Here is a 14,141-nt window from a genome sequence, read left to right on the forward strand (position 1 = left end):
GGTCTTATGCCTCCGGGCTGTTGAAGACCCAGTTCCAGGCATTCACCTGGACATCGGAAAAGAGCCCGGCTTTCGCATAGGGGTCGCTCTCCGCGATCTGCCGCGCCTCTTCGATCGTCTCGGCCTTGACCACGACAAGGCTGCCGGTCGGCTTGCCGTCATCGCCGAGGAAGGGGCCGGCGAAAGCCAGCTTGCCGTCGGCGTTCAGCGCGTTCAGATGGGCAAGATGGTCGGGGCGCGTGTCGAGGCGAACCTGGAGTGCGCCGGGCTTGTCCGTGCAGATGAATGCGAAATGCATGAAGCGATCCTTCCTGTTGGTTTCTGGCCGTTCGGTCATTCCTGGGTGATCGGGCGCGTCATGAGCTGCCCGATGGCGGTCTTGACGTCGAGTGTGCCGTCGATGATGCGGGCGACGGCGTCGGTGATCGGCATGTCGATGCCTTTGTCTGCGGCGACGCCCGAAGCGACGGACGCGGCAAATGCGCCCTCCACGAGATCGCCCGACCAGCCGGCCGGATTGCCATGCTGGCCCAGCGCGATGCCGAAGCGCAGGTTGCGCGACTGGTGGCTGGTGCCCGTCAGCACGAGGTCGCCTAGGCCGGACAGGCCCGTCACCGTGATGCCTTCCCCGCCATGCGCCTCGACGAAGCGCGACAATTCCGCAAGGCCGCGTGAAATCAGCGCCGCGCGGGCCGAATCGCCGAGCTGGGCGCCCTCGATGATGCCGCAGGCGATCGCCAGTACATTCTTCAGCGCCCCGCCAAGCTGCACGCCGACACGGTCGGTGGAGGGATAGAGGCGGAAGGTTGGTCCGGAAAGCGCCAGTGCCAGCGCCGCGCCGATCTCGCCGGTGCGCGCCGCAATCACCATCGCGGTCGGCAGGCCCCTGGCGATATCGGCGGCGAAGCCGGGCCCGGACAGAACCGCGATCTCGCGGCCGGGCAGTTCTTCCTCCAGCACGTCCGTCAGCAGCCGGCCGGTGCCTTTCTCCATGCCCTTGGCGCAGATGACGACCGCCGTGCCCGGCGCCAGCAGCGGCGCGAGGGATCGCGCGGCCTCGCGCTGCGCCTGCGAGGGCATGGCGAAGAGCACGATGCCTGCCCCACGAATGGCTTCCACATCGGCGCTGTAGGCGAGCGCTTCCGGCAGGTCGATGCCCGGCAGCGCCTTTTCATTGCGGCGCAGGGTCCGCATGGTCTCGACGGAAGCGGCGTCGCGGCCGACCAGCGTGACGTCGCCGCCGCTAGCCGCGGCGACGCTTGCCAGCGCCGTTCCGAAAGCGCCGGCGCCGACAACGGCGATTTTCGAACTGATCGTCATGCCTTGGCTCCCCGCTTGCCGGATCCGAGCTTTGTCGCTGCCTCCCGGTCGAGCGGCCAGCGCGAGCGCGGCGCGACCGCAAGATCGTCCGGCGCAAAGCCGGCCGCCATGCGCTCCAGCCCCGCCCAGGCGATCATCGAGGCATTGTCGGTGCAGAGCGCCATCGGCGGCGCGATGAAACGAAACTTGTGCTTGTCGCACAGCGCCTGCAGCGTCGTGCGCAATTCCGCATTCGCCGCCACGCCCCCGGCAACGACGAGCGCCGGCGCCTCGCTATCCGGATGGAGCCTGCGGAACCGCTCCAGACCGCGGCCGATGCGATCCTGCAAGGTGCGCGAGACGGCGCGCTGGAAGGAAGCGCAGATGTCGGCGATGTCCTGATCCGTCACTGGTTCGATCGACTGCGCCGCCTGGCGCACCGCCGTCTTGAGGCCGGAGAAGGAAAAATCGAGCCGCGCCTCGCCGACGAGCGGGCGCGGGAAGGTGAAACGCTTCGGATCACCATTCTTCGCCATGCGCTCCACTGCAGGCCCGCCGGGATAGGGCAAGCCGAGCAGCTTGGCCGTCTTGTCGAAGGCCTCGCCGAGCGCGTCGTCGATGGTCGTGCCCCAGCGTTCGTAGTCGTCGACGCCGCGGACCAGCACGAGCTGGGTATGGCCGCCGGAAACGAGCAGCATGAGATAGGGGAAGGAAAGCCCGTCCGTCAGCCGCGCCGTCAGCGCATGGCCTTCCAGATGATTGACGGCGTAAAGCGGCTTGCCGGTCGCCCGCGCGATCGCCTTGCCCGTCATCAGCCCGACGATAAGGCCGCCGATCAGCCCCGGCCCGCTCGTCGCGGCGATGGCATCGACATCCTCAAGGGAGCGGCCGGCGCGCAGCAGCGCTTCCGAAATCAGGCTGTCGAGCGCCTCGACATGGGCGCGCGCCGCAATTTCCGGCACGACGCCGCCATAAGCGCTATGCTCTTCGAGCTGGCTCAGAACGACCTCGCCAAGAATCTCGCCCCTGCCCTGCGCATCGCGCATGACAACCGCAGCGGCGGTTTCGTCGCAGCTCGTTTCGATGCCGAGGATGGTCAGATGGGACGACATGAAGCACTTGGATTGATTGCGATAGGCCGGAAACCCGGTTACGAGACATCCCGGTAACAATGGATCAAGACGGATGCAAACAAAACCTTTCAGGATCGGCACGCGTGGCAGCCCGCTGGCGCTCGCCCAGGCCCACGAGACCCGTTCGCGCCTGATGGCCGCGCACGGCCTGCCGGAAGAGATGTTCGAGGTCGTCGTGCTCTCGACGAAGGGCGACCGCATCACCGACCGCTCGCTGGCGCTGATCGGCGGCAAGGGGCTGTTCACGGAAGAGATCGAGGCGCAGCTATCCTCCGGCGAACTCGACTTCGCCGTGCACTCCTCCAAGGACATGCCGACGAAACTGCCGGAAGGCCTGCACCTGTCCGCCTTCCTGCCGCGCGAGGACATCCGCGACGCCTTCATCGGCCGAACCGCAAAGCGCCTCCTCGACCTGCCGCATGGCGCCACGGTCGGCTCGGCCTCGCTCCGCCGCCAGGCCCTCATCCGGCGGCTTCGCCCCGACCTCAACGTCATTGTCTTCCGCGGCCAGGTCGATACGCGCCTCGCCAAGCTCGCCCAGGGCGAGGCCGATGCGACGCTGCTCGCCTATGCCGGCCTGAAACGTCTCGGCAAGCTCGACGTGCCGACGGAGCTCCTCGATCCCGTCTCCTTCCCGCCGGCACCGGCGCAGGGCGCGATCTGCATCGAGAGCCGCATCGGTGACGCGCGCACCGCCGGACTGCTTTCCGCCATCGACGACCGGGCGACCCATGTTGCGGTCTCCTGCGAACGCGGCTTCCTCGCCACGCTCGACGGCTCCTGTCGCACGCCGATCGCCGGCTATGCGACGATCGATGGCGACCACCTCCAGTTCCACGGCATGATCCTGACGCCGGACGGCAGCGAGTTCCATGAAATCGAGGCGAGCGGCCCGATTTCCAACGCCGAGCAGATCGGCAAGCAAGCCGGCGAGACGATCCGCGCCAGGGCCGGAGCGGACTTCTTCGAAAGCTGGGGCTGATCCATGCGCGTCCTCGTCCTTCGTCCCCAGCCTTCGGCATCCCGCACCGCCGGCAGGCTCGCGGCGCTTGGACATGAGACGGCGCTGTTGCCGCTGTCGCGGGCCGAGCACCATGTCGATGCGGTGAGGGCGGCGCTTGCCGGACCTCATGCCTCGATCGCCATCACCAGCGCGGAGATGGCGCGTCTCCTGGGCGGGCTCGGCGACGAACGCACGCCCCACCTGTCGACCACCGTCTTCGCCGTCGGGCAGGCGTCTGCCGACGCCATGCGCGACATCGGCTTTTCCACCGTCCTGCATGCAGATGGCTATGGCGAGAACCTCGCCAGGCTGATCGCCGCGCATGCGCGTGAGAACGGCAGGACCACCGCGCCCCTCCTCTATCTCGCGGGCAATCCGCGCGCACCCGGCTTCGAGAGCCGGCTTCAGGAGGCGAACATTCCGTTCCGCACCGTCGAGAGCTATCGCATGGTGCCGCTCGCGCTTTCGCGCGCCGAAACGATGGCCGCCCTGCTGCAGCCGGTGCCGGATGCCGTCCTGCTCTATTCGCGGGAAAGCGCCCGAGCCTTTTTTGCTCTCGCGCCGTTCAGCGAAATGCCGGGCCGGTTCGACACAACGCGCATGCTCTGCATGAGCCCCAATGTCGCAGCCGCCGTGCCGGAACGCTTTGCCGAACAGGCCGCCATCGCCGCTGCACCCGACGAGGAAAGCCTGCTGGCCCTCCTCTGAAGGCAGGCCGCGGCCGACGAATTTGCCGCAAGGGTCTTTCCCTCCCTGCCTTCCCTGTCTACCTTTAGTGCAATGCACATGAACGCGAGGAGGTCGCCATGGAACCGGAAACCCCGTCCCGTCGAAAGAAGACCGGCGACGAGCCCATGACGATCGATCTCGAAGCGGTTCCCGCTTCCGCAAGTGACGACGAGACGCGCGCGGCCGACGAAAAGGCCGCCGCCACGACGGCAGAAACGGAAAACGTCGAAAGCCCTGCGTCCGGGGCCACCGGCCCGGCCTTCGAGGAAAAGCAGGAGCCGATCGAACCCGCCCGCGCGACCTATGAGGAGCCCGTGAACGAGCCCCTGCACGCCGAACCCCCGGCGCCTGCCCCGCGCGGCAATGCCGGTCCGCTTGCGGCGGGCATTCTCGGCGGCCTGATTGCGCTGCTCGGCGCCGGCAGCCTGCAATATGGCGGCTACCTGCCGACCCTCGCCCCCGAACGGGCTGCCGACACCAGCGCTGTCGCGAGCCTCTCCAGCGAGATCGAGGCGCTGAAGGCCCGCCTTTCCGAAATCCCGGCCGCAAGCCCGGTCGATCTCCAGCCGATCGAGACGCGCATCGCGGCACTCGAAACATCGGCCGGCGAAGGCACGGCTGCTGCCGGCACCAATCCGGAAGCCGTCACGAAGCTGGAAGGCGACGTGTCCCGCCTGACGACGGAGCTTACGGCGCTGCGCGAGGCCATCGCCCGCACCACCGAGGCGGTCAACACGACGGAAAGCCAGCTGACAGAGCGCATCGCCGCCGCCGAACAAAAGCTCGACGAGCCGCGCAGCGACATCGAGATGGCCCGCGCGGTCGCCGCGAGCGCGCTGAAGACCGCCATCGACCGCGGCGGCTCCTATCTCGCCGAGCTGGAAGCCTTCGCCAGCGTTGCGCCGGACGATGCGTCCCTGGCGGGCCTGCGTGAGCATGCCGCCATCGGCGTGCCGTCTCGTTCTGACCTCGTGCGCGACTTCCAGCCGGCGGCCGAAACCATCCTCGACGCCGTGCATCAGCCGGAAGGCGATCAGGGCATCTTCAATCGCCTGATGTCGAGCGCCGCTTCCGCCATCCGCGTGCGCCCGGTCGGCAGCGTCGAGGGCGACAGTCCCGAGGCGGTCGTCGCCCGCATCGAGACGCGGCTGCAGAACGGCGACTTCAAGGGCGCGCAGATCGAATGGCAGACCCTGCCGGAGAACGGCCAGGCCGCAGCGACGGACTACAAGCGCAAGCTCGACGAACGCGTTGCCGTCGAGGAACTGATCGGCACGGTCGTTTCCGGCGCCCTGAACGGCCCGGCAACCGGCACCGCCAACCAGGGCTGAGGAGAACGGCTTCATGATTCGCATTCTGGTCTTCGCCCTCTTCGTCCTTGCGCTTGCCGCCGGCTTTGCCTGGCTTGCCGACCGCCCCGGCGAACTCTCCATCATCTGGCAGGGCCAGCGCGCCGACATGAGCCTCATGGTCGCCGCGACGCTCGTCGTCTCGCTGGTCGCCGCCGTCATGTTCTGCTGGTGGCTGGTGCGCGTCGTGTGGACCTCGCCACATTCGATCCAGCGCTATTTCCGCGCCCGCAAGCGCGACCGCGGCTACCAGGCGCTCTCGACCGGCCTGATCGCAGCCGGCGCGGGCGACGCCGTCAATGCGCGCAAGATGCTGACCCGCACCAGGGGCCTCATCAGCGCCGACCAGGAGCCGCTCATCCACCTGCTCGAAGCGCAGGCCGCGATGATCGAGGGCCGCTACGACGACGCGCGCAAGAAATTCGAGCTGATGGCCGACGACCCGGAAACACGGGAACTTGGCCTGCGCGGTCTCTATCTCGAGGCCCGCCGCCTCGGCGCCAACGAGGCCGCCCGGCAATATGCCGAACGCGCCGCCGAAAAGGCGCCGCAGCTGCCCTGGGCAACGGAAGCCGCTCTCGAATATCGCTCGCAAGCCGGCGACTGGGACGAGGCGCTGAAGCTTCTCGGCGACGGCCGATCCGCCTCGCCCGAAGACAAGAAGACCTATGCCCGCCGCAAGGCCGTGCTGCTCACCGCCCGCGCATCGGCAAAGCTCGATGCAGACCCGAAGGGAGCGCGCGAGGATGCCCATCAGGCACTGAAACTCGACGAGAATTTCGTGCCGGCCGGCCTCATCGAGGCAAAGGCCTACCTGCGTGAGGACAATCTGCGCAAGGCCGCCTCGATCCTCGAAAAGCTCTGGAAGGCGACGGCGCACGGCGATGTAGCGAAGCTTTATGTGCGCGCCCGCAGCGGCGATTCGGCCGCCGACCGCCTGAAGCGGGCGGAAAAGCTGGAGGCCATGCGCCCGAACAATGCCGAAGGGCTGTATGCCGTCGCGGAAGCCGCGCTGGAAACGCGCGACTTCGCGCTGGCCCGCGCCAAGGCGGAAGCCGCCGCCCGCCTATCGCCGCGCGAAAGCGCTTTCCTGCTGCTCGCCGATATCGAGGATGCCGAAAGCGGTGACCAGGGCCGCATCCGTCACTGGATGAACCAGGCGCTGAAGGCGCCGCGCGATCCCGCCTGGACCGCCGACGGCATCACGTCGCCGGAATGGCGCGCCGTCTCACCGGTCAACGGTCGCATCGACGCCTTCGAATGGAAGACGCCGGTCAGCCCGCTGGAAGGCCCGATCGAGGAGGGCTCGACCGACGCCGTCGACGAAGCCATCCGCACCCTGCCGCCGCGCGCCATCGAGGCGAAGCCCGCCATGCGGGTCGAAGAGGTGGTAAAGGACGTCAAGAAGCCGGTCGTTGTGGCTGCGGTCGTGGAGCCTGTTGCCGTTAAGACCGTGGTGCCGGAAAACGCGAAGGTGGAAACAGCCGCAGCAGCAGAAGAGCGCCCCTTCCATGGCCTGCCGGACGATCCGGGCGTGAAGGAAGGTGTCACGGAAAAGCGCGAAGCCGCCACGAGCTTCCGATTGTTCTGAAATTGAAAACACGAGGCGAACCATCGATGTTTGAACGCTTGCAGCAGTTTCTCGTGAGTCTTTCCGGCGGCGACAAGCCGGCCTTCGCCGCCGATGACCCGCGGGTCGCCGTCATGGGGCTCTGCATCCAGGTGATGGAGGCGGACGGCAAGATACTGGACGTCGAGAAGACGGCGCTGCGCGCCCGCTTCAAGGAGTTCTACGGACTGGACGAAGCCGAACTCGACGCCCTGATCGCTGCGGGCACCGATGCGGAGAGCGAGGCGATCGATTTCTTCCGCTTCACCTCCGAGCTGAAACGGCAATTGTCGGAAGAGCAGCGCATCGACCTGATCGGCCTGCTGTGGGAGATCGTCTATGCGGATGGCGAGCGCAGCGAGATGGAGGATCACGCCATCTGGCGCATCGCCGACCTGATGGGCGTCTCGGGCCGTGAGCGCATCATGAAGCGGCAGGAAGTGGCCGGAAGGGTTGGCGCGGCGGTGGACGGAGAGGCGACGGACGAAGGCTGAGCCATGCTCGATCTGCCCATCAAGGCACGCACCAGGCGTCCCGTCCTCATCGTCCTGCACCAGGAGACCTCCAGCCCCGGCCGCGTTGGGCAGATCCTGCAGCAGATGGGCCATGCACTCGACATCCGCCGCCCGGTGCTCGGCGATCCGCTGCCCGCGACGCTCGAACATCATGCCGGCGCCGTCGTTTTCGGCGGGCCGATGAGCGCCAATGACGACGAGCCCTATCTGCGCCGCGAGATCGAATGGCTTTCGGTGCCGCTGAAGGAGAACCGCCCCTTTCTCGGCATCTGCCTCGGAGCCCAGATGCTGGTAAAGAACCTCGGCGGCGCGGTTTTCGGCCATGCGGAAGGCTGGGCGGAAATCGGCTGGTATCCCTTGCAGGCGACCGAGGCCGGCACGGCGCTGATGTCCTGGCCGCAGATGGTCTACCAGTTTCACCGCGAAGGCTTCGATCTTCCCTCCGGCGCAACGCTGCTCGCCACCGGCCACCACTACGAGAACCAGGCCTTCCGCTACGGCGACAATGCCTGGGGCATCCAGTTCCACGGTGAACTGACGCTGGCCATGATGCATCGCTGGGTGGTGCGCGGCGCGCATCGCTTCGATCTTCCGGGCGCGCAGGCCGGCCGCGCCCATCTCGATGGCCGCCTCCTCCACGACATGGCCTTGCGAGCCTGGATGACGGCCTTTCTCGACCGGGTTTTCCACGAAGCCTGAGCACAATTCCGGCAAATGTGAAAAGCGGCCTTGCGTCCGCAATGACGCCGATGAAAAACCATTCGTATTAAACATCTTGGCCTGCTGCATGGCCTCGGCCTTGCTGGCAGGGCCGGCAATGGCTACATGTCAGCACGAAACACAATTGGAGACGTCAATGATAGCGGTCATCAACACCCTATTGTTCATCATCAGCATTGCATGGTTCCTGGTGATCGCCTCGGCGATCTTCTCCTGGCTCTATGCCTTCAATGTCATCAACGCGAACAATCAGGTGATCGCGACCATCGGTCGCTCGCTCTACCAGCTGACCGAACCGATCTACCGTCCGATCCGCCGCATCCTGCCGAATTTCGGCGGCGTCGACCTTTCGCCGCTCGTCGTGCTCGTCATCCTGTTCTTCCTGGAGCAGATAATCCGCAGCGTGCTGGCCCCGGCGCTCCTGGCCCCGTGACGGAGGCGCTCAGGCGCCACGGCGATCATGTGCGCCTGACCGTGCGGCTGACGCCGAACGGAGGGCGCGACGCGATCGACGGCTGGGAAACCGGCGCCGACGGCGAAAACCATCTGAAGGCGCGGGTCAGCGATCCGCCCGACAAGGGCAAGGCGAACAAGGCGCTGGTGGCGCTTATCGCCAAGGCGGCGGGCGTGCCGAAATCGGCCGTGAGCCTTGTTTCCGGCGACACCCAGAGAAAGAAAATCCTCCGGATCGAGGGCGACCCGGAGGATACGATCGTCAGGCTCGAAAGCGCCGCAAGGCGCTGAGCGCTTACTTCTGTGCGTTGTGGCGCTCGACTGCTTCGAGGATCATCTTCTTGGCGACGTCGACGCCCTGCCAGCCGGCGATCTTCACCCACTTGCCGGGCTCCAGATCCTTGTAGTGCGTGAAGAAGTGCTCGATCTGCTTCAGCGTGATTTCCGGCAGGTCCGTGTAGTTCTCGACCTTGTCGTAGCGGCGCGTCAGCTTCGGCACCGGCACGGCGATGATCTTCTCGTCCTTGCCGCCATCGTCTTCCATGACCAGAACGCCGATCGGGCGCACGTTGATGACGCAGCCCGGAACGAGCGGACGCGTGTTGGCGATCAGGACGTCGATCGGGTCGCCGTCTTCCGACAGCGTGTGCGGCACGAAGCCGTAGTTCCCCGGATAGGTCATCGGCGTGTAGAGGAAGCGGTCGACGATCAGCGCGCCGGCTTCCTTGTCCATCTCGTACTTGATCGGGTGGCCGCCGACCGGCACCTCGACAATGACATTCACATCATCAGGCGGGTTCTTGCCAACGGAAATCGCATCAATACGCATGGGTAATCCCCTCAGGTGGAAACGGAGTGATTTGCGGGTTTCCTAATGCGAATCCCGTTGCGGCGCAACATGACTTTCGCCCAAGCCCGACAAAGCCGGGCGCAATGGTGAAAGCTGCCCGTTAATCGTTTGCCGAGCCCGCCGGATGTCCGGTGAAGATGTGCCGCAGCGTCGTTTATCGCCGCATCGAACCGTAATGGCCCGGAAGAAAGCAATCCTCGATGAACGGGCGCTGCCCGCCGGCTGGTGGAAAAGCGTCAGGACCAGACGAAACCGATCTTCTTGAGTTCCTTGTCACCGAAACTTTCCATGCCCTCGGCAATGTCGCGCCCGCCGGCGGACCGGAAGAAATCATGAGCGTGGTCGCTATCCTCGAGGCACCAGACAATCATCCCCCTGCATCCGAGGGACTTCAACAGCCGCTGCGCTTCGCCGAACAGCAGCTTGCCGAGGCCGATGCCCTGATATTCGGGGCGCAGGTAGATTTCGTAGATCTCGCCTTCCTGCGGCAGCGCGCGGGCGCGGTTGAGGCCGAGCGTGGCATAGCCCGCCACCGTACCGGCCACGTCCAGCACCAGGAGCGTGGCAGGGCCGCGCGTCGCCTTGCGCCACCAGATCTCGTCCCGGCGATCGACCATCTGGTTGAGCGGCTTGTGCGGAATAAGGCCGCCATAGGCCTGCAGCCACGACACCCGATGCGTCTCGGATATCGCGCGTGCATCCTGCGGCTCGGCGCGCCGCACATCGATCGACAGTGTTTTCATAACACGACTCTTATTCCCGCACCGGTGCCGCCGGAATCCCGCTCCAGGCGAAGACCCTCCTTGCCCACAGGCGAGTTGGCGGCGGCAACGCAGAAAGTTAACGCTTTTTTAACAAGCGTCACAAGTCGCAAAACGATGGCACACACATGAAAAACCCCGGCACAGGGCCGGGGTCGATCTTTGTCTCGTTCTGGGACCGTCCGCTTATGCGGCGCCGGCAGAGCGCTGCTTTTCGAATCGCTTGCGGTCGTTGGCGTCGAGGAACATCTTGCGCAGACGGATCGACTTCGGCGTCACTTCCATCAGTTCGTCGTCCTGGATCCACGAAAGCGCCCGGTCGAGCGTCATGCGGATCGGCGGGGTCAGCTTCACGGCTTCATCCTTGCCGGCGGCGCGGATGTTGGTGAGCTGCTTGCCCTTCAGCACGTTGACCTCGAGGTCGTTGTCACGGCTGTGGATGCCGATGATCATGCCCGCATAGACCTTTTCGCCCGGCTCGATGATCATCGGGCCGCGGTCTTCGAGGTTGAACATGGCGTAGGCGACGGCTTCGCCCGAACCGTTCGACAGCAGCACGCCATTGACGCGGCCGCCGATCGCACCCTTGAAGGGCTGGTAGTCGTGGAACAGCCGGTTCATGACAGCCGTGCCGCGCGTGTCGGTCAGAAGTTCCGACTGGTAGCCGATCAGGCCACGGGTCGGCGCCAGGAATTTCAGGCGAACGCGGTTGCCGCCCGACGGACGAAGCTCCGTCATCTCGGCCTTGCGCTCGGACATCTTCTGCACGACGATACCCGAATGCTCTTCGTCAACGTCGATGACGACTTCTTCGATCGGCTCCATCGTGGTGCCGTTCTCGTCCTTGTGCATGACGACGCGCGGACGCGACACGGCCAGTTCGAAACCTTCGCGACGCATGGTCTCGATCAGAACGGCGAGCTGAAGTTCACCACGGCCGGAAACGTAGAACGAATCCTTGCCTTCGGCTTCTTCGATCTTCAGCGCGACGTTGCCTTCGGCTTCCTTGAACAGACGGTCGCGGATGACGCGGCTCGTCACCTTGTCGCCTTCGGTGCCGGCAAGCGGGCTATCGTTGACGATGAAGGACATGGTGACGGTCGGCGGATCGATCGGCTGCGCCGTCATGGCTTCGGCGACCGACGGATCGCAGAACGTGTCGGCAACGGTGCCCTTGGAAAGACCGGCGATAGCGACGATGTCACCCGCATGGGCTTCATCGATCGCCGTGCGCTCGATGCCGCGGAAGGCGAGGATCTTCGAAATACGGCCGCTTTCGATGAGCTTGCCATCCTGGCCGAGAACCTTGACGGCCTGGTTCGGCTTGATCGAGCCGGAATGGATGCGGCCGGTGATGATGCGGCCGAGGAAGGGGTTGGCTTCCAGGATCGTGCCGATCATGCGGAACGGGCCTTCGGCAACCGTCGGCTCCGGCACGTGCCTCAGCACGAGGTCGAGCAGCGGCGCCATGCCTTCGTCCTTGGGGCCTTCCGGATTGACGTTCATCCAGCCGTTGCGGCCCGAACCGTAGAGGATCGGGAAATCGAGCTGCTCGTCGGTGGCGTCGAGATTGGCGAACAGGTCGAAGACCTCGTTCAGCACTTCCTCATGACGGCCATCGGGACGGTCGATCTTGTTGATCGCGACGATCGGCTTCAGGCCGACCTTCAGCGCCTTGCCGACCACGAACTTGGTCTGCGGCATCGGGCCTTCGGAACTGTCGACGAGAACGATCGCGCCGTCCACCATCGACAGGATGCGCTCCACTTCGCCGCCGAAGTCGGCGTGGCCGGGCGTGTCGACAATGTTGATGCGCGTGCCTTTCCATTCGACCGAGGTGGCCTTGGCGAGAATGGTGATGCCGCGTTCTTTTTCAATGTCGTTCGAGTCCATGACGCGTTCGGCGACGCGCTGGTGTTCACGGAACGAACCGGACTGCTTCAGGAGCTCATCGACGAGCGTGGTCTTGCCATGATCGACGTGCGCGATGATCGCGATATTGCGGATAGACATGGTATAATCTCTGAGGTTCGGGGCGCGCTAAACAAAAAGGCGCCGTCTTCAATGGCCGGGCTCTTACATGTTTTTCCGCAAATGCGAAAGGGGAGGGCTGCAACTCTGTTGCGTCAGGACGAGCGAATTGGAGGCAAGGTGATCCGCCAGAGCTCCTGATCTTCCCTGTCCATGAGGCGCACGGTCATCTCCTGGCTCGCGCCATGAATATCGACGAGACCGAAGAATTGCAGGCCGGCGGAAGGCGGCAGATTGCTGTCGATACCGCCCTTGGATGATTTTATGAAGCGCACCTCTGGTCCGAAGGTCATGTCGAGCGGCTTCGGCCCGTAGGTGCCGGAATGCAGCGGCCCGGAGACGAATTCCCAGAACGGGTTGAACTCCTGGAACTTCGCGCGCGACGGATCGTAGTGATGGGCGGCGGTGTAATGCACATCCGCCGTCAGCCAGACTACATTGTGGATCGCATGGTCGCGCATGAAGGAGAGAAGGTCGGCAATTTCCCGCTCTCGCGCCGCCGGCGGACCGTTGAGACCATCCGCGACGCCCTCATAGCCGAGGCTGCTGGCGTGATCGTCCCAGATGACGAGGCCGAGCGGCATGTCGCAGGCGATCACCTTCCAGACGGCGCGCGAGGCAGCAAGCTCGCGGCGCAGCCAGTCCGCCTGCCGCCAGCCGAACAGGCCGTTTTCCGTGCCGCCCCGGTTGGGGCTGCGATAGGAGCGCAGGTCCACGAAGAACACATCGAGCAACGGACCGTAGGCGACCTTGCGGAAGATGCGGCCGGGCTCGGTGGGAAAATAACGGATCGGCGTCATCTCGTGGAAGGCGCGCCGCGCGCGGGCTTCATAGATTCCGATATCCTTTTCCGCATAACGCCGGTCGCCCGTCAGGTCGCTCGATTGCGACCAGTTGTTCAGCACCTCGTGGTCGTCCCACTGGAAGAAGGTGGGGCACTGGCTGTTGAAGGAAAGCAGATGCTCGTCGAGCAGATTGTATTTCCACTGGCCGCGAAATTCAGGCAGCGTGCGCGCCACGGTTCGCTTCTCGTCGGTGACGATGCGGTTCTTCCAGACGCCGCCGTCACGCAGCTTGATCTCGTCCGGGATCGGCCCGTCCGCATAGACCGTGTCGCCCGAATGGATGAAGAAGTCCGGCTCGTGGCGCAGCATGGTCGAGTAGGTCTTCATGCCGACATCGTCGATGCCCCAGCCCTGCCCCGCCGTATCGCCCGACCAGACGAAGCGGACGGAGCGGCTGCGCATCGGCGCCGTGCGAAACCGGCCGACGATGGGCTCGGAAACGAGATGGCTGGAATAGGGATCCGTCGCGGTGAAGCGGTAGAAGATGTCCTGGTCCGGCAACAGGCCCTGCAGCATCGCCTTCACGGTGTTGTCGGTGCCAAGGCTCGCCTTCTGCAGCGGCAGACGCACCGCATCGACAAAACTCTCGGTGGTCGAATAGTCCAGCGTCACCTCTGCCGGCCGGTCGGTTCGCGCCCAGACCATGCCGGAGGAGCAATCGACGTCGCCGGACTGCACCCCGTGGGAAAAGACCGGACTGCCATGGCGCCGTGCATAATAGGGCACGGCCAGCGCCGAGGACGTGGCAAGCGCGCCCGCGCCCGCCGTCAGAAGGAAGGAACGCCGCGTCAGCGTCTCCGGTACAATCGCCATGCCACCTCCGGTCAAGCCCGCAAATCGAGGG

Annotated in this window: 15 protein-coding genes; 8 read left to right on the forward strand and 7 right to left on the reverse strand. The window is 65.3% G+C overall.

All coding sequences use genetic code 11. The annotated features are described in order from the left end of the window. Positions 1 to 4: 4 nt before the first annotated feature. The 3 genes from WA950_RS20800 to tsaD are packed head-to-tail and all read right to left on the reverse strand — an operon-like array spanning position 5 to position 2,411. Complete coding sequence (locus tag WA950_RS20800) at positions 5 to 298, reverse strand: YciI-like protein (protein ID WP_424553648.1); 294 nt, start codon at positions 296 to 298, stop codon at positions 5 to 7. A gap of 35 nt (positions 299 to 333) precedes the next feature. Further along, the gene (locus WA950_RS20805; RefSeq protein WP_424553649.1) at positions 334 to 1,320 is read right to left on the reverse strand and encodes an NAD(P)H-dependent glycerol-3-phosphate dehydrogenase; all 987 of its coding nucleotides are present in this window, start codon (positions 1,318 to 1,320) and stop codon (positions 334 to 336) included. After that, complete coding sequence (tsaD, locus tag WA950_RS20810) at positions 1,317 to 2,411, reverse strand: tRNA (adenosine(37)-N6)-threonylcarbamoyltransferase complex transferase subunit TsaD (protein ID WP_424553650.1); 1,095 nt, start codon at positions 2,409 to 2,411, stop codon at positions 1,317 to 1,319. The genes WA950_RS20805 and tsaD overlap by 4 nt, the downstream gene beginning before the upstream one ends. A 73-nt stretch (positions 2,412 to 2,484) precedes the next feature. Here tsaD and hemC point away from each other — a divergent pair, with 73 nt between their 5' ends. The 8 genes from hemC (at position 2,485) to WA950_RS20850 (ending at position 9,101) form a co-directional block, all read left to right on the forward strand. Then, positions 2,485 to 3,414 carry a hydroxymethylbilane synthase gene (gene hemC, locus WA950_RS20815; RefSeq protein ID WP_424553651.1) on the forward strand — a complete coding sequence of 310 codons (930 nt, stop codon included), beginning with the start codon at positions 2,485 to 2,487 and terminating at the stop codon, positions 3,412 to 3,414. Between the two features lie 3 nt (positions 3,415 to 3,417). Next, a complete protein-coding gene (locus WA950_RS20820) occupies positions 3,418 to 4,143 on the forward strand; it encodes a uroporphyrinogen-III synthase (RefSeq protein ID WP_424553652.1) in 726 nt (241 codons plus the stop codon). A gap of 98 nt (positions 4,144 to 4,241) precedes the next feature. Then, positions 4,242 to 5,495, forward strand: coding sequence for a COG4223 family protein (locus tag WA950_RS20825; RefSeq protein WP_424553653.1), 1,254 nt, complete (start codon positions 4,242 to 4,244; stop codon positions 5,493 to 5,495). Positions 5,496 to 5,508: 13 nt separating this feature from the next. Continuing rightward, positions 5,509 to 7,104: a heme biosynthesis protein HemY gene (locus WA950_RS20830; protein ID WP_424553654.1), complete on the forward strand. Its 1,596-nt coding sequence runs from the start codon at positions 5,509 to 5,511 to the stop codon at positions 7,102 to 7,104. Between the two features lie 26 nt (positions 7,105 to 7,130). Beyond that, the gene (locus tag WA950_RS20835; protein ID WP_424553655.1) at positions 7,131 to 7,616 is read left to right on the forward strand and encodes a TerB family tellurite resistance protein; all 486 of its coding nucleotides are present in this window, start codon (positions 7,131 to 7,133) and stop codon (positions 7,614 to 7,616) included. A 3-nt stretch (positions 7,617 to 7,619) separates the two neighbouring features. Beyond that, positions 7,620 to 8,336 carry a glutamine amidotransferase gene (locus WA950_RS20840; protein ID WP_424553656.1) on the forward strand — a complete coding sequence of 239 codons (717 nt, stop codon included), beginning with the start codon at positions 7,620 to 7,622 and terminating at the stop codon, positions 8,334 to 8,336. A gap of 157 nt (positions 8,337 to 8,493) precedes the next feature. After that, positions 8,494 to 8,790, forward strand: a complete 297-nt coding sequence (locus WA950_RS20845) for a YggT family protein (RefSeq protein ID WP_424553657.1) — start codon at positions 8,494 to 8,496, stop codon at positions 8,788 to 8,790. Beyond that, positions 8,787 to 9,101, forward strand: coding sequence for a DUF167 domain-containing protein (locus tag WA950_RS20850; protein WP_424553658.1), 315 nt, complete (start codon positions 8,787 to 8,789; stop codon positions 9,099 to 9,101). Before WA950_RS20845 ends, WA950_RS20850 begins: the two co-directional genes overlap by 4 nt. Positions 9,102 to 9,105: 4 nt before the next feature. Here WA950_RS20850 and ppa read toward each other — a convergent pair whose 3' ends face one another. The 4 genes from ppa to WA950_RS20870 all read right to left on the reverse strand — a co-directional run bounded on the left by ppa (position 9,106) and on the right by WA950_RS20870 (position 14,110). Next, positions 9,106 to 9,639, reverse strand: coding sequence for an inorganic diphosphatase (gene ppa / locus WA950_RS20855; protein WP_424553659.1), 534 nt, complete (start codon positions 9,637 to 9,639; stop codon positions 9,106 to 9,108). 257 nt (positions 9,640 to 9,896) lie between these two features. Continuing rightward, positions 9,897 to 10,403, reverse strand: a complete 507-nt coding sequence (locus WA950_RS20860) for an N-acetyltransferase family protein (RefSeq protein ID WP_424553660.1) — start codon at positions 10,401 to 10,403, stop codon at positions 9,897 to 9,899. A gap of 204 nt (positions 10,404 to 10,607) precedes the next feature. After that, entirely contained in the window at positions 10,608 to 12,434 is a 1,827-nt protein-coding gene (typA, locus tag WA950_RS20865; protein ID WP_424553661.1) for a translational GTPase TypA, read from the reverse strand. A gap of 113 nt (positions 12,435 to 12,547) precedes the next feature. Next, a complete protein-coding gene (locus WA950_RS20870) occupies positions 12,548 to 14,110 on the reverse strand; it encodes an alkaline phosphatase D family protein (RefSeq protein ID WP_424553662.1) in 1,563 nt (520 codons plus the stop codon). Positions 14,111 to 14,141: the final 31 nt, after the last annotated feature.

Source organism: Shinella sp., assembly GCF_049651085.1.
Taxonomy (GTDB): Bacteria; Pseudomonadota; Alphaproteobacteria; order Rhizobiales; family Rhizobiaceae; genus Shinella.